Origin of the sequence: Rhizobium sp. CB3060 (genome assembly GCF_025200735.1) — a bacterium.
In the GTDB taxonomy this organism is placed as follows: domain Bacteria; phylum Pseudomonadota; class Alphaproteobacteria; order Rhizobiales; family Rhizobiaceae; genus Rhizobium.
In genome coordinates this window covers 3,398,205-3,423,529 of record NZ_CP104158.1, presented here as the reverse complement: position 1 = coordinate 3,423,529, position 25,325 = coordinate 3,398,205, and the positions used below count along the sequence as shown (strand labels likewise).

Below are 25,325 nucleotides of genomic sequence, written 5' to 3'. Positions count from 1 at the left end.
CAATATATGTGCTATCAGCATATAACTGTCAATGGCAAGTGAATGCTGTTTGCATATTTTAATTCCTATCCGTCTCTGATATGTTGGAATGATGACATCAGCGACGAACACACGAGAAGTTGAAGCCTCAACCTTGCCCGAAGATGAAAACCGGTTGCGCATCGGGCAGGTGATGACCCGCATGCGCCTGATGACCGGCCGCCGCATGATCGGTCGGCTTGCCATCCAGAACGTTGCGCCGGGCCTGGAGCTTTCGCATCTCGACGTCATCGATGCCGTAAGGCGCGCGGAAGAGGCCGGCGAAGTCACGGTCGGGACCATCGCCGACATCCTGCGCATCGATCCATCGCGGGCAAGCCGCATCGTCGCTGATATGGTCGCCCGCGGCGTTCTGCGCCGCAAAGCCTCGCAGGCGGATGCGCGCCGCATCGTGGTCGTGCTGACCGCGCTGGGCCAAAGGCTGCTCGCCGAAATCCAGGCGCAGAAATTTTCGGTCATCGAGAGCATCATTGCCGACTGGTCGACCGAGGACATCGAGACTTTCTCGCTGCTGTTCGATCGGTTCGTCAGCGGTTATGAGCAGGTTTTCCAGGCGCGCATCAAGGAAACAGACGGCTGAACGGCTGACACCGCCGTTCTTGCCAACAGCGCTCTTCCCTTAGGACGCGTCTTTGCGCTATGGGCTTGGCACATGAGCCAATCCACCACCTTCACCATCCTTCTCGGCGGCGAGCTTCGCCTGACGGACCGGCTGCGCGCGGCGGTCGCCGGTAGCCGTTTCATTGCGGCAGATGGCGGCATGCGCCATGCCGTGGCGCTCAAGGCGACGCCCGAGCTCTGGGTCGGCGATTTCGACTCGACGCCGGCGGATCTGCACGGTGCATTTCCGGATGTGCCCAAGCAGCCCTATCCGGAGGCAAAGGCAGCGACGGACGGCGAGATCGCCGTGTCGGAAGCGATCAATCGTGGTGCGAAGCGGTTGATCCTCGCCGGCGCCATGGGTGGAGAACGTTCGGATCACGCGATCCAGCATCTGCTCAATGGCGTTCAGCTCGCCGAAAAAGGTTTCGACGTGCTGCTGACCTCGGGCGATGAAGAGGCCGTGCCGCTGCTGCCGGGCGACTTGGAACTGGCGCTGCCGGCCGGCTCGCTGTTTTCCATTCTGGGCTTCAGCGACTTGAAGGGTCTCTTCATTCACAACGCCCGCTATCCCCTGCGCGATTTCCATCTGCCCTTCGGCGCGTCGCGCACCATTTCCAATGTGGCTGAAGGCACTGTGCGCCTTTCGCTCGGCAGCGGCAGGGCGATCGTCCTTGCCCGCCCCTATGATCTCAGCGGAGTCTGATCTTGGCCCCTCCCATCCTGAAACTCGACGACATCTTTCTGAGCTTCGGCGGCGCGCCGCTCTTGGCCGGCGCCGGGCTGCAGGTGGAGCCGGGCGATAAGATCTGCCTTGTCGGCCGCAATGGCTCCGGCAAGTCGACCCTCCTCAAGATCGCCGCCGGCCTTGTCGAGGCGCAGTCCGGCGAAGTGTTCCGTCATCCGTCATCGACGGTGCGCTATCTCGAGCAGGCGCCGGATTTCGCCGACTATAAGACGGTGGCCGCCTATGCCGAAGCCGGGCTCGGACCGGGCGACGATCCTTATCGCGTTACCTACCTGCTCTCCCATCTTGGCCTGACCGGTGAGGAGGACCCGAAAAACCTCTCGGGCGGCGAGGCGCGCCGCGCGGCGCTTGCCCGCGTTCTTGCGCCGGAACCGGATATCCTTCTGCTCGACGAGCCGACCAACCATCTCGACCTGCCGACCATCGAATGGCTGGAAGGCGAGCTACAGAAGAGCCGCAGCGCCCTGGTGCTGATCTCGCACGACCGGCGCTTCCTGGAAAAGGTGTCGACGGCGACCGTCTGGCTCGATCGCGGCACGTCGCGGCGGCTCGATCGCGGCTTCGCGTTTTTTGAAGGCTGGCGCGACCAGGTGCTGGAGGCCGAGGAGCTGGAACAGCACAAGCTCGGCAAGGCGATCGAGCGCGAGGAGCACTGGCTGCGCTACGGCGTGACCGCGCGGCGCAAGCGCAATATGCGCCGCCTCGGCGAGCTGCAGGACATGCGCGCGCGCCATCGCGGCCATAAGGGACCGCAGGGCACGGTGCAGGCAGCGGCGGCCGACGCGCAGGAAAGCGGCAAGCTGGTGATCGAGGCAGACAAGATCACCAAGACCTATGACGAGCGCGTTATCGTCGCGCCGTTTTCGATCCGGGTGCATCGCGGCGACTGTATCGGTCTCGTCGGTCCGAACGGTGCCGGCAAGACGACGCTCCTGAAGATGCTGACAGGCCAATTGCCGCCGGACGGCGGCACGGTCAAGCTCGGCACCAATCTGGAGATCGCCACCCTCGACCAGAAGCGCGAAGACCTCAATCCGGAGGATACGCTCGCCAATTACCTGACGGACGGCCGCGGTGAAAACCTGCTGGTCAATGGCGAGCAGCGGCACGTCACCGGCTATATGAAGGAGTTCCTGTTCCAGCCGGAACAGGCGCGTACGCCAATCAAGAATCTTTCCGGCGGCGAGCGTGCCCGGCTGATACTGGCGCGTATCCTGTCGCGGCCGACCAATCTCCTGATCCTCGACGAACCCACCAACGATCTCGACATCGAGACGCTTGACCTCTTGCAGGAGATCGTCGCCGGCTTCAACGGCACCGTTATCCTCGTCAGTCACGACCGTGATTTCCTCGATCGGACCGTGACCTCAACCATCGCACCTGCCAATCCCGAAGAGCCGGACGGCCGCTGGATCGAATATGCCGGCGGCTATTCCGACATGCTCGCTCAGCGCAAGGGCGCAATCGAGGAGCGCAAGCGAGCCGAAAAGGCAGCCGAGAAGCCGAAAGCAGCGGAGACGCAGGCAGCCACCGCTGAAGCTTCGAAGGGTAAGGGCAAGCTCTCCTACAAGCAGAAATTCGCCCTGGAAAACCTGCCGAAGGAGATGGCGAAGGCCGAGGCTGACATCGCCGCCCGCGAAAAGAAAATGGCCGATCCCAACCTCTTCGCCAAGGATCCGGCAAGCTTCAACCGCCTTGCGGCCGAGATGGAAAAGCTGCGCGACAGCCTGACGAAAATGGAAGAGGAATGGCTGGAGCTCGAGATGCTGCGGGAAGAGCTGGAGGGCTGAGGCGCGGTTCAAACCGTGTCATCAACCTTTCATAGCCATCGGTATATTAAAGAAAACAGATGGTTGCAGCCGGTGCTATTCCCTGTTGTCGAATTCGATAAACTGTTTATACATTGTGTTGAAAGTACCAGACTAGAGCATCCTGCTTTCAGGTAAATATCCCCTCCAAGCGAACAGATGCTCCAGGTTCAAACGTCCAGAGCGCCCCTTCTGCGTTTAAACCAACGCACGGCGTTCCAGAGCTGGAGGACGCCGCGGATCGTCAGTCATCCGCGACGCATTGAGAAGTCCGAAGAGATCTGACGAGATTCCGCCGCTGGCGGTGTAGGTCCTTCGCGGAAGGCTGCAGGCAGACATCATGAACGCTTGACGCGGCAGTTTTTGCCGTGGGTGATTTATTGGTCAGGGGGTTCCTTCATGCCGATGACGCTGGCGCGTGTCGCTTTCTTAAGCTGTGCAATTGCTGTTCTCACGGGATCTCAGGCGCTAGCGCAAAATGCGCCGCCCGCGGCACCGGTGACGGTCGCCAAGCCCGTGGTCCGCGATGTCATCGACAGCGATGAATTCATCGGCCGCTTCCAGCCGGTCGATGAGGTCTCCGTGCGCTCGCGCATCGGCGGCTATCTGCAGGAGGTGCATTTTCAGGACGGTACCATAGTCAAGCAGGGAGACCTGCTTTTCGTCATCGACCAACGGCCCTACGTCAACGCGCTGAATGAAGCCACGGCTTCCCTCGAAGTCGCGAAGTCGACACTGACGAATGCCGATGCGCAATTTCAGCGCACGCAGGCATTGGCGGGTACCGGCAGTTTGTCCGCATCCAATCTCGACGATCGCCGCCGCGATCTGATCTCGGCGCAGGCAAATGTCCGCGGCGCGCAGGCGGCTGTCGATCGTGCCTCGCTCGACATGGAATATACCAGGATCACTGCGCCGCTCAGCGGCCGCATCGACCGGCGCCTGATTTCGGTCGGCAATCTCGTCCAGGCGGACCAGACCGTTTTGACGACCATCGTTTCGCTCGATCCGATTGACTTCTATTTCGACGTCGATGAACGGCGGCTGCTTTCCTATGCTGATGAGGCGCGCAAGAACGGCAGTGTTCTGCAGCAGGGCGGCGGCGGCCTCGATGTCACCGTGATGATCGCCGACAATCGCCAGCAGCCGTTCAAGGGCAAGCTCGATTTCGCGGAAAACCGCGTCGACAACCAAACCGGCACGATCCGTGTGCGCGCCCGCTTCCCCAATCCGAATCTCGTCTTGCAGCCTGGCCTTTTTGGGCGCATCCAGGTCGCGGGTTCCAATAGTTACAAGGCGGTCCTTGTTCCCGACGAGGCCATCGGCGCCGATCAGGATCAGCGCGTCGTCTACGTCGTCGGTGCCGATGGCAGCGTTACGCCGAAATCCGTGCGGCTTGGGCCGAAGCTTTACGGCTACCGCGTCATCCGCAGCGGCATGACTGGCGACGAAACCATCGTCGTCAACGGGCTGATGCGCATCAGGCCCGGCGTCAAGGTTGCACCGCAATTGGTCCAACTGCCGCCGGATGCGACCAACGAGGAGGCGCCGACACAGGCATCGGTCCAGGGGTCGGACCAATGAGATTTTCCCATTTCTTCGTCGACCGGCCGATTTTCGCGTCGGTCCTTTCCATCGTGCTGCTGATCGTCGGCGGCATCGCCTATTTCCAGCTTCCGGTCGCGCAATATCCGGAAGTGGCACCCCCGACGATCGTGGTGCGAACCTCCTATCCGGGTGCGGATTCGCAGACCATTGCCGATACGGTGGCGACGCCGATCGAGCAGGAGGTCAACGGCGTCGAGGACATGCTCTACATGTCCTCCTATTCCAGCGCCGACGGTTCGATGTCGCTGACCATTACCTTCAAGCTCGGCACCGATCTCGACAAGGCGCAGGTTCTGGTCCAGAACCGCGTCTCCATCGCCGAGCCCCGCCTGCCGGATGAGGTTCGCCGCATCGGCATCACCACGGTCAAAAGCTCGCCTGACCTGATGATGGTCGTGCATCTGCTTTCTCCGAGCAATCGCTATGATCAACTCTATATCTCCAACTACGCCCGCACGCGCATCCGCGACCTTCTCGTCCGGCTCGACGGCGTCGGCGACGTGCAGCTCTTCGGCGAGCGGCAATATTCGCTGCGCATCTGGCTCGACCCCGAAAAGCTTGCCGCCTACGGCATGACGGCCGGCGATATAGTCCAGGCCTTGAGGGATCAGAACGTGCAGGTATCGGGCGGCTCGATCGGCGGGCCGCCGGTTTCGGGCACCAATGCCTTTCAATATACGGTGACGACCCAGGGGCGCTTTTCCGATGCGCGACAATTCCGCTATGTCATCGTCAAGGCGACGGATAGCGGTCGGCTCGTGCAGTTGCAGGATGTGGCGCGCATCGAACTCGGCGCGCAGGACTATGTCACCAACAGCTATCTGAACGGTGCTCCCGCCGTTGCGCTCGGCATCTTTTCGCGGCCCGGCACCAATGCGCTCGATGCCGCCGCAGATATCCAGAAGACGATGAAGGATCTGGCACAGGATTTCCCCCAGGGCCTCGAATATCGCATCGTCTACAATCCGACGGAGTTCATCTCGGAATCGATCAACGAGGTCTACAAGACGATCTTCGAGGCAGCGATCCTCGTCGCCATCGTCGTGCTGGTCTTCCTGCAATCCTGGCGAACGGCGATTATTCCGATCGTCGCCATCCCGGTATCGTTGATCGGCACCTTCGCCTTTTTGCTGGCCTTCGGCTTCTCGCTCAATATGCTGACGCTGTTCGGCCTAGTGCTCGCCATCGGCATCGTCGTTGACGATGCGATTGTCGTCGTCGAAAACGTCGAACGCAATCTTGCGCTCGGGATGACGCCGAAAGAGGCGTCGCACGTGACCATGAACGAGGTCGGTACCGCCGTGCTGGCGATTTCGCTGGTCCTCATCGCCGTCTTCCTGCCGACGGCTTTCATTCCCGGCATATCGGGGCAGTTCTACCGGCAGTTCGCGGTGACGATTTCCGTTGCAACAGCGATTTCCTGCCTGAATTCGCTGACGCTGTCGCCGGCGATCGCGTCGATCGTGCTGCGCCCGCATGACCATAAGAAATCGAATAACATCTTCTCGCGCTTCGGCCGCGCTCTTGGCAACGGTTTCAACCGCGGCTTCGACCGGATGAGCAGCGGCTATTCCTGGGTCATCAGCCATCTCGTCACGACCTGGGTCGCGCTCGGCTGCGCTCTTGTCGTTTTCGTCGGGCTGCTGGGTGCGACGTGGTACATGGGCAAGATCGTGCCGCAAGGCTTCATCCCGACCATGGACCAGGGCTATGCCATCGTTGTCGTACAGCTTCCGGATGGAGCGTCGCTCGCGCGCACCAACGCCGTCATTCAGAAGGCGACCGAGATCATCAGGAAAACGCCGGGCGTCGAAAACGCTGTTGCCTTCGCCGGTTTCAACGGCGCGACCTTCACGAATGCCTCGAATTCCGGTGTCATCTTCACGCCCTTCAAACCGTTTGAGGAGAGATTGAAGAACGGGGAGAGCGCCAGCAAAATCATTGGTCAGCTCTACGGCAGCCTGCAGGGCATCCAGGAAGCCTTCATCATCGCGATTCCGCCGCCTTCCATCCGCGGCGTCGGCAATTCCGGCGGCTTCAAGATGCAGCTTATGGACCGGGAAAATGCCGATATGCGCCGGATTCTCCCGCTGGCCTATCAGCTCATGGGCGTGGCCGCGCAGAACAAGGGGGTCAGCGGCGTCTTCACCACCTTCTCGGCCAATAGCCCGCAATATTTCCTCGCGGTCGATCGTGACAAGGCGCGGGCGCTGAACGTGCCGATCCCGAATATCTTCGAGACCTTGTCGATCAATCTCGGCACGTCCTATGTCAACGACTTCAACGCCTTCGGCCGCGTCTATCAGGTACGGGCGCAGGCGGACCAGCAATATCGCATGGACCGGGAGGATATTCTCGCTCTGAAAGTTCGCTCGGCAACCGGTGCGCTCGTGCCGCTCGGGACGCTGGTCGACATTCGGGATACGACCGGGCCGACGCTTGTCCAACGCTACAACATGTATGTCTCGGTCCCCCTCCAGGGCAATCCGGGGCCGGGAGTTTCGACCGGCACCGCGCTCGATACGATGGAAGGATTGGCGAAGAACCTCCTGCCGGCGGGTACGACCTTCGAATGGACGGAGCTCGCTTATCAGGAAAGGAACACCGGCAATACGGCCGTCTATATCTTCGCGCTGTCGGTCATCTTCGTCTTCCTGGCGCTCTCGGCGCAGTATGAAAGCTGGATCTTGCCGCTGGCCATCATCCTGATCGTGCCGCTGGCGGTGCTGGCTGCCCTCATCGGCGTGCATCTCAGGGGCATGGACAACAATATCCTGACGCAGATCGGCCTCATCGTGCTGATCGGCCTTGCGGCGAAGAACGCGATCCTGATCGTGGAATTCGCCCGCCAGGCGCAGGAGGAGGGCAAGAGTGCCGTCGAAGCGGCAATCGAGGCCAGCCATCTGCGCCTGCGGCCGATCCTGATGACTGCCTTCGCCTTCATCTTCGGCGTCGTGCCGCTGATGATCGCCACCGGCCCCGGCGCGGAAATGCGCCAGTCGCTGGGTACGGCGGTTTTCTCGGGCATGCTCGGCGTGACGTTGTTCGGCCTGTTCCTGACGCCCGTCTTCTACGTCGTGCTGCGCAGGCGGCGCCGGCCGGCGGCGGAGGCTGCGGCGGAAGCGCCTTCAGCCCACGACGCCGCGGCGCAGTGATACGGATCAGAGATGTGGATTGCGCGGCCGGTATTTTTTCACCAGCCGCTGATTGATTTCCTTGGCGCGCGGCATGTTGGCGCTGAGATAGACCGGCGGGTCGCCGTCCTTGCAAAGCTCGGCGGCGACTTCGGCAAAAACGGCATTCAACACCGTGGCGCCGATCGCAGTCGATGCCGGCCCGACTTTCAAATCGCTGCCTGGCAGATCGATGACGGCGTCGCCAGGCGGCAGGCCGTTGTCGAAGACGATATCGGCGATATCGGCTAACCGCCGGCGGCCATTGGCGATAGCGGTGGAGTAGGCGAGGGAAGTAATGGCGATGACGGTCGCGCCGATCTCGCGGCCGTAATCGGCAGCCTCGATCGGGGCGGCATTGACGCCGGAATTGGAGGCGATGATCAGTACATCGCCGGACTGCATGCCGTAGCGCTCGAAAATCGGCCGTATCAGGCCCTCGGTGCGCTCATAGACCGAACTGATGACGGCGCCTTCGTGCAGCATGGCGGAGCCGACCAGCACGGGGATGGTGAAGGCCAGGCCGCCGGCGCGGTAGTGCACCTCCTCCGCCAGCATATGCGAATGGCCGGTGCCGAAGACATAGACGCGTCGATCGGCGCGCGCCGCCGCGCTGATGACGGCGGCAGCCTTGGCCATCGGCTCGGCGAGCGTCTCGCGCAAGGTTTCCAGCCGGCCGATGAGGGCGGAGAAATAGCTGTCCGTGACTGCGGTCATTCCGTGCCTCTCTCGTTTGCGGTTTCAGGCCGATCGCTGGCCGGAGATCCATGTCTTGGTGACTTCGATGCCGTCATTGATGTGGACGAGATCGGCACGCGCGCCGGGCGTCAGATATCCACGGTCGGTAAGCCGCAGGAAGCGCGCGGGATAGGACGTCGCCATGCGCAAGGCTTCTGCCAGCGGCAATTCAAGGATATTGACGCCGTAACGGATCGTCGAGGCCATATCGACATCGGAGCCGGCAAGCGTGCCGTCATCCAGCGTCAGCTTCGAGCAATAGCCGCCCTTGGTGCGATAGACGGTGCGGCCGTTCAGGGTGAAGCTCGGAAGGTCGGTGCCAACCAGCGACATGGCATCGGTGACGAAGAACAGCCGGCCCTCGCCGCGCTTGGCGCGAAGCGCGATGCGCAGGGCTCGTGGATCGACATGGTGACCATCGGCGATGATGCCGCACCAGGGCGCGGGATGGTCGATCGCTGCGCCCACGAGGCCCGGCGCGCGATGACCCATCTGGCTCATGGCGTTGAAAAGATGGGTGACGCCACGGGCGCCGGCGTCGAAGCGGGCATCGGCCGCTTCCGCGGTGCAGTCGCTATGGCCGATGCTGACGATGACGCCGCCTTCGTTCAGCGCCTGTACCTGGCGTGCGGTGACCTGCTCGGCCGCCATGGTGACCAGCAGGATGCCGATCGCCTCGCGGGCGCGGATGAGGGTCTTGACGTCGCTGTCTTCGACCGGGCGCATCAGTTCGGCAAGATGTGCACCCTTGCGGGCCGGCGCCAGATGCGGGCCTTCGAGATGCAGGCCGACGACGCCTCGGTTGGCCTTGACGGCTTCGGTCGCCGCCTCGATCGCCGCCGTCGTCGTCGCAGCGATATCGGTGATCAGCGTCGGCAGCAGCGCCGTCGTACCATAGGGGCGATGCCCCTCGGCGATCGTATACATGGCTTCCGGCGAAGGGCCGTCGTTCAGCATGCGGCCGCCACCGCCGTTCACCTGTGCGTCGATGAAGCCGGGGGACAGGACGCCGCCGTCAAGGCGGATCACTTCGGCATTATCCGGCACATTGTTGGCGGCGGTGATCGCCTGCACCCGGCCATTGCCGGTCACCAAGGCGCTGTCCTCGTGAAACCGTTCGCCGTCGAAGACGCGGGCGCCGGTAAAGACCTTGTAATCCATCACATGGTCTCCGTTACCTTGAGAAGATTAGCCGGCTTATCCGGATCGAATCCCTTGCGACGCGTCACGGATTCGATGAGGCGATAATAGCAGAGCAGCGACACCAGCGGGTCGAGCAAACCGTTGCCGGTGGTCGGCATGCGAAGGTTGATGCCGGGTAGCGGAGCGGTAGAGAAGGAGACGGCGGTGGCGCCGAGCTTCTGCAGGCGCTCCAGCGCCTGGGCATTGTTGGCAAAGGCGGCATCGTCGGGCGAAAAGGCAACAATCGGGAAGCCCGGCTGCACTAGCCGCATCGGTCCGTGCATCAGCTCGGCAAGCGAAAAGGCTTCGGCATGCAGGCCAGAGGTTTCCTTGGCCTTCAGGGCTGCCTCCAGCGCAATGGCGAATGCTGGACCGCGACCGCCGGTATAAAGCGATGTCGCGTTGAACAGCACGTCCTCGGCGGCCTTGCCGTCGATCCCCGATGTCGCTGCAAGCGCTTCCGGCAATTTGGCGAGGCCGGCGGCAAGCGCCTGGTTTCCCGAGATCGCGGCGGTGACGCCGGCGAGCGCTGCGACGGAGGCAATGAAGGATTTCGTGGCGGCGACGCTCTTTTCCGGGCCGGCGTTGAGACCGAGCACGATATCGGCCTCCTTGGCGAGCGGGCTGTCGGTGACGTTGACGACGGCGATCGTGGTGGCACCACCTTGCTTGGCGGCGGCCTGCAGCGCGATGATGTCGGGGCTGCCGCCGGATTGCGATACGGTGAAGTGGATGCCGCCCTTTAGATGCAGGGGGGCGCCATAGACCGAGGCGATCGACGGACCGACCGACGCGACGGGTACGCCATGGGAGATCTCGAAGAGATATTTGAAGAAGGTGGCGGCATGGTCGGAAGACCCACGTGCGGCCGTGGTGATAACAGAGGGACGCGTAGAGGTGAAGAGCTTTGCGATTTCAGCAAAGACGGGCTTTTCTTTCTCAAGCAGCGCCGCGACAACATCCGGCGACTGGCCGGCTTCCGTCAGCATCAGGGATTGGGTCTCGCTCATAGGTCATCTCCAATTCTCAATTCGGCAACGAAATCATAGGCATCGCCGCGATAATGCGAGCGGGTGTATTCAACGACGCGCTGGTCTTCCAGGCGTGAAATACGTTCGATCAAAAGCGCGGGCGCGCCGGCTTTGACGTTGAGGATCGACGCGGAGGTCGGATCGAGCGTCACGGCTGTCAGCCGTTGCAGGGCCCGGACCGGCTTGAAGCCGTTTCCAGCCAGCGCATCATAGAGCGAACCCTCGGAAACCGCATCCTCGCCGACGAATTTGATCGGTACGACGGCGCGCTCGATGGCGAGCGGCTGGCCATCGGCCAGGCGCAAGCGATCGAGCCGCAGCACGGGCTCGTCCTGCCCGAGACCGAGCAGAAAGGATTCTTCGGGTGCCGGCGTGCTGACGCTGCGCGACAGGATCCTTGCCGCCGGCTCGCGACCGCGCGAGCGCATATCGGCGGAGAAGGAGGAGAGGCGCCAGAGCGATTGTTCGATACGCTCGACGCGCTGCGACACGAAAGTACCGCTGCCATGGCGTGACTCGATCGCGCCGGAGGCCAGCAGATCGCGATAGGCGGTGCGGACCGTGACGCGGCCGACCTGCAATGCCTCGGCCAGGTCGCGCTCGCCCGGCAGCGCTGCTCCCGATTTCAGCAGGCCTTCCTGGATGAGCCCGGTCAGCGCCTGCGCCAGGCGCTTGTACAACGGGCCGCTCATGGCCGCGTCGCGCAGGCCACGACTGTTCAATTCAGCGACTAAACTGGTTCTATCCATGGGTCCTTCATAGAACCTATTTAGAACCAATCTGCAAGGTGAATCTGATCTGCGGGGCTAAAATTCAATCGGCTGGGCGCAGTGCGCCCGGCCGACAATTCCGTGATTGGGTACCTTCAGCTCAGTTCTTGGTGAAGATGTAATCCGTTTCCTGCCGCAGTACTTCGCCGGGACGAAGAACGGCGTTCGGGAAGCCCTCGTGGTTGATGGCATCCGGCCAGACCTGGGTTTCCAGGCAGAACCCTGCGAAGGGGCCGATCTTGCGGCCATCGTGGCCGGGAACGGGAACATCCAGCTTGAAGCCCGCATAGAACTGCACCCCGGGCTCGGTCGTGCGCACTTCCAGCGAGACGCCGGAATTGACGCTGCGTGCCAGCACCACCGAGCGCTTGGCGGTGCGTTCGGACGACAGGCAGAAATTATGGTCGTAGAGCGCCTGTTCGGTCCCATCGAAGCGCATCATCGGCGCCATTTCGCGGAAATCGAAGACAGTGTCGGCGACGGGACGCACTTCGCCCGTGGGCACCTGCTTTTCATCCGTCGGGGTATAGTGGTCGGCGGCGATCATGATGTCGTGGCCGAGCGCGTCGTCGTGGCCATCGAGGTTGAAATAGGCGTGCTGGCAGACATTGGCGAGCGTCGGCTGATCGGTCGTCGATTCATAGGTAACCGAGAATTCGCCGTTGCCATGCACCCAATAGGTCGCCTGGATCGTGCAATTGCCAGGATAGCCGGCGCGGCCATCCGGATCGACGATCTTCAGCACGACGCGGTCGATGGCGTGTTCGACGATCGTCCAGTTGCGCTTGGCGGTATTATCCTTGCCGCCATGCAGATGGGTGACGCCTTTTTCGTTGAGGTCGAGCTGATATTCCTTGCCGTCCAGCGTGAAACGGCCGGCGCCGATGCGGTTGGCGCAGCGGCCGGGCGTGGCGCCGAAATAGGAGGAATGGGCCGGATAATCGGCGAAGTCATCGAAGCCGAGCAGCAGGGACGGGCTATGGCCGTCCAGCCGCAGGTCCTGAATGACGGCACCCCAGGTCATGATGTGAGCCGTCAGGCCGCCGCCGACTATCTTGACGCGATAGACCGTTTCTCCATCGGCCGTCGTCCCGAAAACTTCCCGCTCCAAATTGTCTTTCGTCATATCAGCTCATCCATTCCCATTGAAAATTCGAGGCTTGACCCTGCCCCCATTTGCGCCGGTCCGCAATCGGTCGATTGCGAAATTTAGAGGCGGCGGGTGGCCGATCAAGTGCCGCTCGGGTTTCTCCCGACGGCTTCGGAACCGGCAGACTGCGCCGGAAATGTGCAATGCGTACGACAGGCCGGCGAGGTGTTTTGTTCGGGTTTGCCGCGGTCTTGTGCCTAGCCATCGCCATCAAGCATGCATGATGAAGACAAGCAGGCAATCAATGTAGATTGTCTCAGCGGGACAGTTCCTTCGTCGCCCTCTCCAAACCACCAAGCGTCAGCGGGTACATCCGCTCGGCAAGCAGACGGCGGATGATTGAGATCGAGGTGGTGTGGGTCCAATAGTTTTCGGGCACGGGATTGAGCCAGACGCATTTGCGGAAATGGCCGGTGATACGGCTGAGCCAGGCTTCGCCGGCCTCCCTGTTCCAATGTTCCACGGAGCCGCCGGGATGGGTGACCTCATAGGGGCTCATCGAGGCATCGCCGACGAAGACGACGCGATAGTCGGGACCGAAGGTGCGGATCAGGTCGGCCGTTGCGGTAATATCGGCGCGCCGGCGGCGATTGTCCTTCCATACGCCTTCGTAGAGGCAGTTGTGAAAATAGAAATATTCCATGTGCCGGAATTCGGCGCGGGCGGCGGAGAATAGTTCCTCGACCACACGGATATGATCATCCATCGAACCGCCGACATCGAAGAACATCAACAGTTTGACGGCATTGCGCCGCTCCGGCCGGGTCTGGACGTCGAGATAGCCGTGCTCTGCGGTGGAGCGGATCGTTCCGGAAAGATCGAGCTCTTCGGCAGCTCCTTCGCGCACCCAGCGGCGGAGCCGTTTCAGCGCCACTTTGATGTTGCGGGTGCCGAGTTCGACGCTGTCGTCGAGATTTTGAAATTCGCGGCGGTCCCAGACTTTCGCCGCCTTGCGGTGACGGGACGCGTCCTGGCCGATGCGCACGCCTTCGGGGTTATAGCCATACGCGCCGAACGGCGACGTGCCCGCCGTACCGATCCATTTCGAGCCGCCCTGGTGCCGGCCCTTCTGTTCGGCAAGACGCTGACGCAGCGTCTCCATCAGCTTTTCGAAGCCGCCGAGCGCCTCGACCAGCTTCTTTTCCTCGTCCGTCAGATGTTTTTCAGCGAGTTTGCGCAGCCATTCCTCGGGGATCGCGACCTGCTCGGCCGGCGGCGCATCGCTGCCGACCGCCTCGACACCGCGGAAGTAATCGGCAAAGACCTGATCGAAACGGTCGATGAAGCGCTCGTCCTTGATCAGCGCCGCACGGGCCAGATAGTAGAAGGCCTCGACGTCGTAATCGGCGATCCCTTCTTCCATCCCCTCCAGAAGCGACAGGAATTCCCGGAGCGTCACCGGAACCTTCGCTTCCTTCAGTTTCAGGAAGAAGGGAATGAACAAGCTCAGAACCTCTCTTGGCCGATCTCCTCGAGATCATAGGGCGTGGTCTGGTAGATCTCGTTGATCCAGTTGCCGAAGAACAGATGCGCATGGCTGCGCCAGCGGTTCTGCGGCGCGATTTCCGGGTCGTTATGCGGGAAATAATTGTGCGGCATCTTGATCGGCACGCCCGCGTTCACATCCCGAAAATATTCGTCCGCCAGCGAGGTGGAATCATACTCCACGTGATTGAACATGTAGAGCCGGTTGCAGGCCTGCTCGTGGACCAGACAGACGCCCATCTCGCTGGAGTCCATCAGGATCTGTAGCCCCGGCACCTTTTCGATGTCGGCACGGCGCACTTCCGTCCAGCGCGAGACCGGAATGGCGAAATCATCGGAGAAGCCGTTGAGATAGACCGAGGACGGCTTCAGGTTTTGGTGGCGATAGACCCCGAAGGCTTTTTCCTTCAGCGTATATTTCGGCACCCTATGGAAATGATAGGCAGCCGCCATCGCGCCCCAGCAGACGTTCATTGTGGAATGGACATTGGTCGCCGTCCAGTCGAAGATCTGCTGCATCTCGTCCCAGTAGGTGACCTCCTCATAATCCAGCAGCTCGATCGGCGCGCCGGTAATGATGAAGCCGTCGTATTTGCGGTGCTTCACCTCCTCCCAAGTCTGGTAGAAGGCGAGCAGATGCTCTTCCGATGTGTTCTTGGCCTTGTGGCCGCCGACGCGGATCAGCGAGAATTCCACCTGCAAGGGCGAGGCGCCGACAAGGCGCGCCATTTGCACTTCGGTCTTGATCTTGTTCGGCATGAGGTTGAGAAGCCCGATCTGAAGGGGGCGGATATCCTGCCGGATCGCCACCGTTTCGGTCATCACCCGCACACCCTCGCTCTGGAGGGCTTCGAACGCGGGCAGCGTATCGGGAATCTTGATGGGCATCGTTATCACTCGACAAAAACAAAAAACCGGCCGCGATAAGAATCGCTACCGGTCCGCACGCGGCCCTTTAGCGACTTTTTTAACGTGGCTGCAAGCCGGCCGGCCAAATCACCACGGGAGAAATTCAATAGACCTGCTGCCCCTGCGGGTCAATGGGCAAGCTTTTCCGGGAAAAGCGGGCGGTTGCGTATGTCGGTTGTCGCCTACAGATGACCAAGGAGCGCCTGCATGCCATAGCCGAGGCGTAGCCTGGCGTCCTCGATCGGCAGCCAGAAGAAACGGAAGCCAATCGGATCGCCGCCGCCGAACGGCGTCATTTCATAGTGAAGCCAGGTGGCGGGCGCCGTCTCGGAGATGCGGCAGCGGAAATAGTGCCGTTGGTGATGGTGCTGGCGCCCATCCTTTTCGAACCGATAGTCATGAATGCCGAGCGGATGGAGTTCGTCCGGCGCAAAACCGGTTTCCTCCTCGAATTCGCGCGCCGCCGCCGTTGCGATGCCTTCGCCGGGTTCGACAGTGCCGCCGGGAACCTGGAGTTCGACGGTGGGAAAATCCGGCTCGTCGAATACCAGCAAATGCCGACCGCTCAGCGCGTAGATCAAGACCTTCACGGCATCCGGCTGCATCATTTCCCCTGCCCGCGCGCCATGAAAGCAAGGCGTTCGAAGAGATGGACGTCCTGCTCGTTCTTCAGCAAAGCCCCATGCAGCTTCGGCAAGACGCTCTTTGCGTCGCCGCGCAGCGTGGCGGGATCGACGTCGTCGGCGACGAGGAGGCGGATCCAGTCGAGCGCTTCGGAGGTGGAGGGTTTCTTCTTCAGCCCCGGCACATCGCGGATCTCGAAAAATTGGGTGAGGGCCGACGATGCGCGTCAGCGTTTCGGCGTCGGGGAAGCGGATATAATGGAAGAAGCAGCGGCGCAGGAAAGCATCCGGCAGCTCCTTTTCATTGTTCGAGGTGATGATGACGATCGGCCGGACGGCGGCGCGGATCGTTTCGCCGGTCTCATAGACATGGAACTCCATGCGGTCGAGTTCCTGCAGCAGATCGTTCGGGAATTCGATGTCGGCCTTGTCGATCTCATCGATCAGCAGCACGCATTTCTGCGAGGCCGTAAATGCCTGCCAGAGCTTGCCTTGGCGGATGTAGTTCCTGACGTCATTGACGCGCACGTCGCCCAACTGGCTGTCGCGCAGGCGCGAGACGGCATCATACTCGTAGAGACCCTGCTGCGCCTTCGTGGTCGATTTGATATTCCACTCGATGAGGTCGAGACCGAGGGCTGCGGCGACCTGACGAGCCAGTTCCGTCTTGCCCGTCCCAGGCTCGCCCTTCACCAAAAGCGGTCGTTCCAGCCGAATGGCGGCGTTGACGGCGACCATCAGATCCTTGTCGGCGATATAGTCCGCGGTGCCCTGAAATTGCATTGGAAGGCTTTCATCAATCTTTCGGGCGCAAGCTATCCCTTGGCCTAATTCGGTTCAAGGCGTGAAACGGTGTATATACCGAACGTGATCACGCTGATGTATCGCATGGATGGACATGTGAGCAGGTCATGATTAACTGAGGATTAAGTGCGTCGCAGGGAAGTGTTGATGGCAGTTGAAACGCAAGCCAAGCCGAATAATGAGGGAGCGGACCGGGTCGGATACGACTTCAGCGTTCTCTATCGGCTGCGCATGATGTTTTCCGCCTTTTGGAATTCGGCGGTACGCATCAAGATTATTTCTCTTACGATTGCTTTGTTCGCGATTATTCTTGTCACGGCCTATGTCCAGGTTCTGCTCAACAACTGGAATGCGCCGTTTTATGATTCGCTGGCGCGGCGCGATACGGGAGCGTTCTTCCATCAGCTCGGCGTCTTCGGCATTATTGCCGGCCTGCTTTTGGTCCTCAACGTCGTGCAGGCATGGCTCAATCAAATGACCGCGCTTTATATGCGCGAGGGCCTGGCGCGCGATCTCGTCGACCAGTGGCTGCAGGCCAAGCGCGCGCTTCGTCTGGCCTCCTCCGGCCTGATCGGCGTCAATCCGGACCAGCGGCTGCACGAGGATGCGCGTAATCTTGCCGAAAGCACGACGGGCCTTGCGATCGGTCTGGTACAGGCGACCATCCTGCTCCTGAGCTTCATCGGCGTGCTCTGGGAGCTGTCCAGCGGCATGGTCTTCAATTTCAAGGGCATGAGCTTTTCCATTCCCGGCTACATGGTCTGGGCGGCAATCATCTATGCCGGCTCTGCCTCGTTCCTGAGCCAGCTCGTTGGCCGCCGGCTGGTGCGGCTGAATGCCGACCGCTATTCCAAGGAAGCCGAGCTGCGCTTTGCCCTGATGCATGCCAACGAGCATATGCCGGCGATCACCATTGCGGGCGGCGAGGAGAATGAGCGCCGGCGGATCAATCTCGATATTTCCGCCGTGCTTGCCGTCATCCGTCAGCTCGCCATTGCCAACACCAATCTCACCTGGGTTTCGGCCGGTTATGGCTGGCTGGTGCTGATCATTCCGATCCTGGTGGCCGCGCCCGCCTATTTCTCCGGCGGGCTGACCATCGGTCAATTGATGGTGGCGGTCGGTGCCTTCAACCAGGTCAATACCGCCTTGCGCTGGTATGTCGCCAATTTCGGCCCGATCGCGGAATGGCGCGCCACGCTGATGCGTGTCACCGATTTCCGCCAGGCGCTGACCGAGATGGATGACGGCAAGGTCATGCCGCATACCATTGCTTTCGACCATGCTGCGCCCGGTGAAATGGTCTGGACGGATATGGAGATTTCCACCAAGACCAGCGAGGATATCATCGAGAACGGCTTCCGTATCCGCGAGGGCACGGTGACGATTGCCGCCGGCGAGCACATCATGGTCAACGGCGACCATGGCGTGAACCGCAGGCTGCTGTTCCAATCGCTGGCGCATCAATGGAATTGCGGCTCCGGAAAGATCAGCCTGCCGCTGATGGAAGACATGCTGTTCATGCCGCACACGCCCTATGTGCCTGGCGGTACGCTACGCGAAGCGATCAGTTTTCCCGAGGATCGGGATACCTATGACGATGCCGCCGTCGAGGCTGCGATGGACAAGGTCGGCCTCGGCCGCCTGAAGAGCCGGCTCGATACGCAGGCGCGCTGGGACCGGCTCCTTGACAATGACGAGCAAAAGGCGCTCGCCTTCGCGCATCTGCTGCTGGCGCAACCGAAATGGATCATCCTCGATGAAGTCATGGAAGGGCTGGAGCCGGATATTCAGGCCAAGTTCTCGGCGTTGCTGACGGAGTTCACTGACGCCACCGTGATTTATATCGGCCGGTCCGAAGCCTATCTTCAGGCAATGTCGCCACGCGTCCTGCATCTTCAGGCGCTGGTGCAACATGAGGAGGTCGTTGCCGCAGTCGTGCCGCGGGCGGCGGTGGTACCGGACGTAAGCCCCAAGAGGGCGAATGGGCCGTCGCGGTAGCTTTGTGGCGGAGCCCTATCTCGCCCGGGCGAGATAGGCCCGAATTCGCTCAGCATGCGAGATCATGCACAAAACAAAAACGCCCCATCCGTGAGGACAGGGCGTTTTCCGTGAAACGATAGGCTGATTCCTCAGTCCTTGGCGCGCTCGACGTAGGAGTTGTCTTCCGTGGCGATGACGACGCGGGTGCCGGCGTTGATGTGCGGCGGAACCATGGTGCGTACGCCGTTCGACAGCATGGCGGGCTTGTAGGACGAGGATGCCGTCTGGCCCTTCACGACCGGTTCGGTCTCGGTGATTTCCAGCGTGACATGGCGCGGCAGTTCGAGTGCCAGTGGAACGCCTTCGTGGATCGACAGGATGCAGGTCATGCCTTCCTGGAGATAGGCCTTTTGGTCGCCCATGGTCTCGACGTCGACGACGACCTGGTCGTAGGTGGCCGGGTTCATGAAGTGGAAGCCTTCACCGTCTTCGTAGAGGTACTGGAAGTTCACGTCTTCGACGAAGGCGCGCTCGACCTGCTCGGTGGTGCGCCAGCGCTCGGACACCTTCACGCCGTCAACGATGCGGCGCATGTCGACCTGGGTGACCGGCGTGCCCTTGCCCGGATGAAAGTTCTGAGCGGTGAGAACGACGTAGAGTTTGCCGTCGACATCGAGAACGTTGCCCTTGCGGACTGAAGAGGCGATGACCTTGACCATAAGACTTCCTTGTAACGCTGCCCTTTGCGTCGTAGAGGGACTGTCGAAATGCACCTCGAGACGCAGCTATTGTTTGCTTGGGGGCGCAAGTACCCTAAATCAGCAGAAATAGCCACCCCCATCCCCGGCGATCCCGAGAAGAAAGCGCGCAATGGAGCCAACGAGCAGCAAAGCGTCCCCCTGGTGGACCCGCAGCGTGCACGCGGACCGGCGGCCGTTCCTGATTGGCCGCAATGCCATCCAGGCGGCGCTGCGTGAATTCTTCATCCGCAACGGTTTTATCGAGGTCGACACGCCAACGCTGCAAGTATCGCCGGGCAACGAGGCGCATCTTCATGCCTTCGCCACCGAGGCGCTGACGACGGACGGCCAGAAGGCGCCCTTCTATCTCCACACCTCGCCGGAATTCGCCTGCAAGAAGCTGCTGGCTGCCGGCGAGGAGCGCATTGCCTGTTTCGCCCACGTTTATCGCAACCGCGAGCGCGGTCCGCTGCACCATCCGGAATTCACCATGCTGGAATGGTATCGGGCGGGCGAGACCTATGAGACGCTGATGGCCGATTGCGCCGCTCTGCTGGCGCTGGCGGCGAAGACGGTGGGGGCAAAGAAACTCAGCTATCGCGGCGCCGAAACCGATCCGTTCCTCACACCGGAGCGTATCAGCGTCGCTGCGGCCTTCGAACGTTATGCCGGGATCGACCTGCTCGGTTCGATCGGTCTCGACGGTTCGACGGATCGTGAGCATCTGGCGGCCGAGATGCGGCGTGTCGGCATGCGCGTTGCAAACGACGATCACTGGCCCGATCTTTTCAGCCGCGTGCTGGTCGAGAAGGTCGAGCCCTATCTCGGCTTCGGCCGGGCGACGATCCTCGACGAATATCCGGTCTCGGAGGCGGCTCTTGCTCGGCCTTCGGCTAGGGATCATCGGGTGGCCGAACGCTTCGAGCTCTATGCTTGCGGTGTCGAGCTCGCCAATGCTTTCGGCGAACTCACCAATGCCGTCGAGCAGCGGCGGCGGTTCGAGATCGAGATGGCCGAGAAAGCCCGTATCTATGGCGAGACCTATCCGCTGGACGAGGAATTTCTTGAAGCTCTCGCAGCCATGCCGGAGGCGAGCGGTATAGCGCTCGGCTTCGACCGGCTGGTGATGCTAGCGACCGGGGCCTCGCGGATCGAACAGGTGCTCTGGGCGCCGGTTTCGGAGTTCGGTTCATGAATGTGATGCGCCCGATCAGAAATGTCGACGACCTCGAACAGGCCGGTCTGATCGATGCCGGCGAGGCTCTTTCCCTACAGGCGGTGGCGGAGCGTTACGCCATCGCGCTGACGCCCACCATGGCAAAGCTGATCGACCGCAGCGATCCCGCCGACCCCATCGCCCGGCAATTCGTACCCGACACGGCCGAACTCATCGTCACGCCGGAAGAGCGGGCCGATCCGATCGGCGATCATGCCTATAGTCCGGTCGACGGCATCGTCCATCGCTATCCTGACCGTGTGCTGCTGAAGGCCGTGCATGTCTGCCCGGTCTATTGCCGCTTCTGTTTCCGCCGTGAGATGGTCGGGCCGCAGGGACTTGGAACACTTGATGCGGCGGCACTTGATGCTGCCTTCGCCTATATCCGCGATCACCGGGAGATCTGGGAGGTCATCCTGACCGGCGGCGATCCGCTGGTGCTGTCGCCGCGCCGGTTGGAGGAGATGCTCAGTGCGCTCGCAGATATCGATCATGTGAAGATCGTCCGATTCCACACCCGAGTACCGGTCGTCGATCCGCTGAAGATCGAAGGAGCGCTGATTGCGGCCCTGAAGGCGAGCGGCAAGACGGTCTATGTGGCGCTGCATTCCAACCATCCGCGCGAGCTGACCGCCGAGGCGCGCGCCGCCTGCGCGCGGCTTGTCGATGCCGGTATCGTCCTAGTCAGCCAGTCCGTCTTACTGAAGGGCGTCAATGACGATCCGGATGTGCTGGCGGCGCTGATGAAGGCTTTCGTCGAGACGCGGATCAAGCCCTATTACCTGCATCACCCCGATCTTGCCCCTGGCACCAGCCATTTCCGCCTGTCGATAGCGGAGGGGCAGAAGATCGTCGCGGCGCTGCGCGGCCGCATTTCCGGCCTATGCCAGCCCACCTACATCCTCGATATTCCAGGCGGCCACGGCAAGGCGGACATCGGCAGAAAAGCCGTCCGCGAACTCGGCGAAGGCTGCTATTCCATCTCGGACTATCGCGACGGCGAGCATATCTATCCGCCGGAGGGATAGTCTGTTCCCGAGCGGTTTCAGCTACTTCAGGATGTCTGAGGCGCCGCGTTTGTAAATGAATTTTGCTGGAAAATTGGCGCATTAACCTTGCGGCCAAGTACCATTTTTCCGCACATCCTTCGCTGCATATTTTTGAATTGTAAGATATCACCCTGCAAACGACAGCTTACATGGCTTAAATACCGTAAATTTCTTTTAGATAAAGCTAAAATATAAGATTTTCTTGCTAAGTATAGCGTGGTTATATTTACCACGTCGCTTAGCGGAATGTTCTATTTTACCTGTTACTTCTCGGCTCAGGATAAGACGGCGTTGCTGCCGTCGTGTTTGCGATTGCCTGGAGGGACTACAGATGAATGAGACGATTCGCGATTTGCTGGCCAAGTTTGGTGCGCTCCCCGTTACGATGGATCAGATTGCCGACGATGCCGATCTCTACGCGGCCGGGCTGTCTTCCTTTGCGTCGGTGCAGCTCATGCTTGGCATCGAAGAAGCTTTCGACATCGAGTTTCCCGACAACCTGCTGAACCGCAAATCCTTTGCCAGCATCGTCGCCATCGAAAAGACGGTCGCCATGATCCTGGATAGCCGAAAGGTTGCCTGATGAACGTGGCGGTCGCTTTGGTCGAAGCCGGAGCCGGAGATACGACGGCGGTGCGCGCCGCGCGCGTTGCGGCAATTGCCGGCAAATATGCTGATGCAGTCGACGCCGAAGGTCGATTCCCGCGCGAGGCCGTGGATGCGATGCGCGCCGAAAGGCTGCTGTCGATCCAGATCCCCACCGATCTTGGCGGCGAGGGTGCTTCGACCACCGAAATAGCCGAGCTCTGCTCCATCCTTGGTCAAGCCTGTGCGGCCAGCGCCATGGTTTTCGCCATGCATCAGATCAAGCTGTCGAGCTTGGTCGAGCACGGTGCCGGCAGCGACTGGCACTGCGATTTCATGCGCCGTATTGCCAAGGAGCAGCTTCTGCTGGCATCGGCGACGACGGAAGGCGGCATCGGCGGCAATCTCCGCAACAGCATCTGCGCCATCAAGGTCGAAGGCGACCGCTGCTTCCTGGAGAAAGACGCAACCGTCATCTCCTACGGCGCCCATGCCGATGCGATCCTGATTACCTCGCGCAGCCATGCCGAGGCGGCCTCTTCCGACCAGGTACTGACGGTTTTCCTCAGGGATCAATACACGCTGGAGCGCACCGTCGAGTGGAACACGCTCGGCATGCGCGGCACCTGCTCCGACGGCTTCCTCTTCAAAGGCGAGGCGCCGGCCATGCAGATCCTGCCGAAACCGCTTGCCGAAATTGCCGCGCAATCGATGCTGGCAAGCTCGCATCTGCTCTGGAGCGGCGTTTGGTACGGTATCGCGGCCGATGCGGTGGCCCGCGCCCAGGCTTTCGTGCGCGCTGCGGCCCGCAAGTCGCCCGGCACGCAGCCGCCCGGCGCGTTGCGGCTGGCGGAGGTCTCCAGCCTGCTGCAGATGGTGAAATCGAATGTCGTGGCCGGTCTGAAAGTCTATGAAGAGGCCAAGGCCGATGCCGACCGGCTCTCCTCGATGGCCTTTGCCGTCGCCATGAACAACGTAAAGATCGCGTCGTCGGAAATGATCCTGCCGATCATCAACCACGCCATGCTGATCTGCGGCATCATGGGCTACAAGAACGGCACGCCCTACAGCCTCGGCCGCCATCTGCGCGACGCCCATTCCGCTCAACTGATGATCTCGAACGACCGCATTCTCGGCAATACGTCGACCATGCTGCTCGTCCATAAGCAAGATACTAGCCTGTTAGGGTAACCGTCATGGATATGCAGACCTCGTTTCTCGACCGCCTTTTTGAATCCGGCCTTCTGATCGACACCGGCATTGATGGCCTTTATGGCCGCAGTGGCCAGTTCGAAGACGTCATTTCCGCTTTCGAACGGCTGATCGACAAGTTCGGCGGCGCCGATGGTGCTGAAGCCATCCGGTTTCCGCCCGGCATGAACCGCGCCTTCTTCGAAAAGAGTGGTTACATGAAGAGCTTCCCGCAGCTTGCCGGCACCGTGCACAGCTTCTGCGGCAACGAACTCGACCATATGAGCCTGCTGAAGTGCATGGAAGTCGGCGACGACTGGACGAAGGACCAGCAGGCGACCGATATCGTGCTGACGCCGGCCGCCTGCTATCCGCTCTATCCGACGGTTGCCAAGCGCGGCGCATTGTCCGACGACGGCGCACTCTTCGACCTGCAGTCCTATTGCTTCCGTCATGAGCCCTCCAAGGATCCGGCTCGCCAGCAACTGTTCCGCATGCGCGAATATGTCTGCATGGGCAGCGAAAAGCATGTGACTGATTTCCGCCAGAGCTGGATGGATCGCGGCGTCGAGATGATGAAGGCTGTCGGCCTTGAGGTAACCATCGACGTCGCCAACGACCCGTTCTTCGGCCGCGCCGGCAAGATGCTCGCCAACAATCAACGCGATCAGAACTTGAAATTCGAGCTGCTGATCCCGATCACCTCCGTCGCCAAACCGACCGCCTGCATGAGCTTCAATTATCACCAGGACGCTTTCGGCGCGAAATGGGGCCTGAACTTTGCCGACGGCAGTGTCGCCCATACGGCCTGTGTCGGCTTCGGTCTGGAGCGCATTGCGCTAGCGCTGTTCCACACCCATGGTCTCGATACCAAGGAATGGCCCGAAAGCGTGCGCAAGGCGCTGTGGGGCTGATCGCTTCCATGGCTGCCGTCTTTCAGGGACTGGATCCCGCCGCCTATAAGCCACATGCGCTGCACGACAGCGAGCGCATGTGGCCGGAAACCAATTGCTATATCGATCTCTGGATCGAGGTGCTTTCGAGCCTGAAGCTGCCGCCGGAAGCCATGCTTGGCTTCACGGTGCGCCAAGATTTCGAGGGGGATCAGTTCACCTTCTTCAAGGTGCCGCTCGAAGATCTGGAAGCGCTCTACGGCATCCGCTGCACCGAACTGGCAATCTACGACAAGGTCCAGCACCATGTCGCCGAGCAGATCGGCCGTGGCCGGCTCTGCCTCGTGGAGATGGACTCCTTCTATATGCCGGACACCCAGGGTGTCGGTTACCGCCGCGAGCACGGCAAGACAACCGTCGCCATCAACAGGCTGGATATGGCGGGCCGCGAGCTCGACTATTTCCATAATGGCGGTTTCTTCCGGCTGTCGGGCGAGGATTTCGACGGGCTGTTCCAACTGCATCTGGGTGACGAGGACCTGCCCTTCCTGCCCTATACGGAATTCGCGAAGTTTCCCGAGAACGGGCCGGGCGAGGCTGCCGTCCGGCAGACGTCCCGGCAACTTCTGGCCTTCCATTTCCGTCGCCGTCCCATGGACAATCCCATCCGTGCCTTCGCGGCACTTTTCCCGGCGCAGGTGGAAGCGGTGGCCGAGCGGCCCTTCGGCTTTTTCCATAAATATGCCTTCAATACGCTGCGCCAGCTCGGCGCCAATTTCGAGCTGGCGGGCAGCCATCTCGACTGGCTGTCGGGAGAATTTTCAGCGGCTGCCGGCGAGGCGCGGCGAATTTCGGAAGTGGCGAAATCGGTGCAGTTCCAGCTTGCCCGCGCCATAACCCGCAAGAAATTCGAGCCGCTGCGGACGGCCCTTGATCCGGCCGCGGATGCGTGGGATTCCATGATGGGGCTGCTTGAACAAAAGCTTTAGTTACACATGAT

General features: G+C 61.1%; 20 protein-coding genes, 2 pseudogenes and 1 riboswitch. Of the genes and pseudogenes, 12 read left to right on the top strand and 10 right to left on the bottom strand.

All coding sequences use genetic code 11. The features are described from left to right. The first annotated feature begins 91 nt into the window (after positions 1-91). The 5 genes from N2601_RS16530 to N2601_RS16510 all read left to right on the top strand — a co-directional run bounded on the left by N2601_RS16530 (position 92) and on the right by N2601_RS16510 (position 7,958). On the top strand, positions 92-619 hold the full coding sequence (locus tag N2601_RS16530) for a MarR family winged helix-turn-helix transcriptional regulator (RefSeq protein WP_104825268.1): 528 nt from the start codon (positions 92-94) through the stop codon (positions 617-619). Positions 620-691: 72 nt separating this feature from the next. Beyond that, a complete protein-coding gene (locus tag N2601_RS16525) occupies positions 692-1,345 on the top strand; it encodes a thiamine diphosphokinase (protein ID WP_104824813.1) in 654 nt (217 codons plus the stop codon). Positions 1,346-1,347: 2 nt separating this feature from the next. Continuing rightward, the gene (locus N2601_RS16520) at positions 1,348-3,177 is read left to right on the top strand and encodes an ABC-F family ATP-binding cassette domain-containing protein (protein WP_104824812.1); all 1,830 of its coding nucleotides are present in this window, start codon (positions 1,348-1,350) and stop codon (positions 3,175-3,177) included. Positions 3,178-3,594: 417 nt separating this feature from the next. Then, on the top strand, positions 3,595-4,779 hold the full coding sequence (locus N2601_RS16515; protein ID WP_445944967.1) for an efflux RND transporter periplasmic adaptor subunit: 1,185 nt from the start codon (positions 3,595-3,597) through the stop codon (positions 4,777-4,779). Beyond that, positions 4,776-7,958, top strand: a complete 3,183-nt coding sequence (locus N2601_RS16510; RefSeq protein WP_104824810.1) for an efflux RND transporter permease subunit — start codon at positions 4,776-4,778, stop codon at positions 7,956-7,958. The genes N2601_RS16515 and N2601_RS16510 overlap by 4 nt, the downstream gene beginning before the upstream one ends. Before the next feature lie 6 nt (positions 7,959-7,964). Here the strand turns inward: N2601_RS16510 and N2601_RS16505 are convergent, their stop codons facing one another. The 9 genes and pseudogenes from N2601_RS16505 to N2601_RS16465 form a co-directional block, all read right to left on the bottom strand. Further along, entirely contained in the window at positions 7,965-8,693 is a 729-nt protein-coding gene (locus N2601_RS16505) for an SIS domain-containing protein (RefSeq protein ID WP_104824809.1), read from the bottom strand. A gap of 24 nt (positions 8,694-8,717) precedes the next feature. Next, positions 8,718-9,875 (bottom strand): N-acetylglucosamine-6-phosphate deacetylase, encoded by a 1,158-nt coding sequence (gene nagA / locus N2601_RS16500; RefSeq protein WP_104824808.1) that lies wholly within the window; start codon positions 9,873-9,875, stop codon positions 8,718-8,720. Further along, positions 9,875-10,906, bottom strand: coding sequence for an SIS domain-containing protein (locus N2601_RS16495; RefSeq protein WP_104824807.1), 1,032 nt, complete (start codon positions 10,904-10,906; stop codon positions 9,875-9,877). The genes nagA and N2601_RS16495 overlap by 1 nt, the downstream gene beginning before the upstream one ends. Continuing rightward, on the bottom strand, positions 10,903-11,676 hold the full coding sequence (locus tag N2601_RS16490) for a GntR family transcriptional regulator (RefSeq protein WP_104824806.1): 774 nt from the start codon (positions 11,674-11,676) through the stop codon (positions 10,903-10,905). The genes N2601_RS16495 and N2601_RS16490 overlap by 4 nt, the downstream gene beginning before the upstream one ends. A gap of 121 nt (positions 11,677-11,797) precedes the next feature. Further along, positions 11,798-12,823, bottom strand: coding sequence for an aldose epimerase family protein (locus N2601_RS16485; RefSeq protein WP_104824805.1), 1,026 nt, complete (start codon positions 12,821-12,823; stop codon positions 11,798-11,800). Between the two features lie 280 nt (positions 12,824-13,103). After that, complete coding sequence (locus N2601_RS16480; RefSeq protein ID WP_104824804.1) at positions 13,104-14,291, bottom strand: vWA domain-containing protein; 1,188 nt, start codon at positions 14,289-14,291, stop codon at positions 13,104-13,106. Between the two features lie 2 nt (positions 14,292-14,293). Next, a complete protein-coding gene (metA, locus tag N2601_RS16475) occupies positions 14,294-15,220 on the bottom strand; it encodes a homoserine O-acetyltransferase MetA (RefSeq protein WP_104824803.1) in 927 nt (308 codons plus the stop codon). Between the two features lie 47 nt (positions 15,221-15,267). Continuing rightward, positions 15,268-15,345: riboswitch (SAM riboswitch) on the bottom strand. 78 nt (positions 15,346-15,423) lie between these two features. After that, positions 15,424-15,783: pseudogene (locus tag N2601_RS16470) on the bottom strand (NUDIX domain-containing protein); the annotation flags it as partial. A 62-nt stretch (positions 15,784-15,845) separates the two neighbouring features. Further along, a pseudogene (locus N2601_RS16465) lies at positions 15,846-16,647 on the bottom strand (AAA family ATPase). Between the two features lie 168 nt (positions 16,648-16,815). Here N2601_RS16465 and N2601_RS16460 point away from each other — a divergent pair. After that, positions 16,816-18,669, top strand: a complete 1,854-nt coding sequence (locus N2601_RS16460) for an ABC transporter ATP-binding protein/permease (RefSeq protein WP_104824800.1) — start codon at positions 16,816-16,818, stop codon at positions 18,667-18,669. Positions 18,670-18,800: 131 nt separating this feature from the next. On the opposite strand, the gene efp is transcribed toward N2601_RS16460, so the two are convergent. Then, complete coding sequence (efp, locus tag N2601_RS16455; RefSeq protein ID WP_104824799.1) at positions 18,801-19,370, bottom strand: elongation factor P; 570 nt, start codon at positions 19,368-19,370, stop codon at positions 18,801-18,803. A 151-nt stretch (positions 19,371-19,521) separates the two neighbouring features. Here efp and epmA point away from each other — a divergent pair, with 151 nt between their 5' ends. The 6 genes from epmA to N2601_RS16425 all read left to right on the top strand — a co-directional run bounded on the left by epmA (position 19,522) and on the right by N2601_RS16425 (position 25,314). Continuing rightward, positions 19,522-20,586: an EF-P lysine aminoacylase EpmA gene (gene epmA / locus N2601_RS16450; protein ID WP_104824798.1), complete on the top strand. Its 1,065-nt coding sequence runs from the start codon at positions 19,522-19,524 to the stop codon at positions 20,584-20,586. Continuing rightward, positions 20,583-21,635, top strand: a complete 1,053-nt coding sequence (locus N2601_RS16445; RefSeq protein ID WP_104824797.1) for a lysine-2,3-aminomutase-like protein — start codon at positions 20,583-20,585, stop codon at positions 21,633-21,635. The genes epmA and N2601_RS16445 overlap by 4 nt, the downstream gene beginning before the upstream one ends. A 352-nt stretch (positions 21,636-21,987) precedes the next feature. After that, entirely contained in the window at positions 21,988-22,239 is a 252-nt protein-coding gene (locus N2601_RS16440; RefSeq protein ID WP_104824796.1) for an acyl carrier protein, read from the top strand. Then, positions 22,239-23,432, top strand: coding sequence for an acyl-CoA dehydrogenase family protein (locus tag N2601_RS16435; protein ID WP_104824795.1), 1,194 nt, complete (start codon positions 22,239-22,241; stop codon positions 23,430-23,432). The genes N2601_RS16440 and N2601_RS16435 overlap by 1 nt, the downstream gene beginning before the upstream one ends. A 5-nt stretch (positions 23,433-23,437) precedes the next feature. Then, positions 23,438-24,346 carry an amino acid--[acyl-carrier-protein] ligase gene (locus N2601_RS16430; RefSeq protein ID WP_104824794.1) on the top strand — a complete coding sequence of 303 codons (909 nt, stop codon included), beginning with the start codon at positions 23,438-23,440 and terminating at the stop codon, positions 24,344-24,346. 8 nt (positions 24,347-24,354) lie between these two features. Further along, complete coding sequence (locus N2601_RS16425) at positions 24,355-25,314, top strand: DUF1839 family protein (protein ID WP_199773589.1); 960 nt, start codon at positions 24,355-24,357, stop codon at positions 25,312-25,314. Positions 25,315-25,325 lie beyond the last annotated feature (11 nt).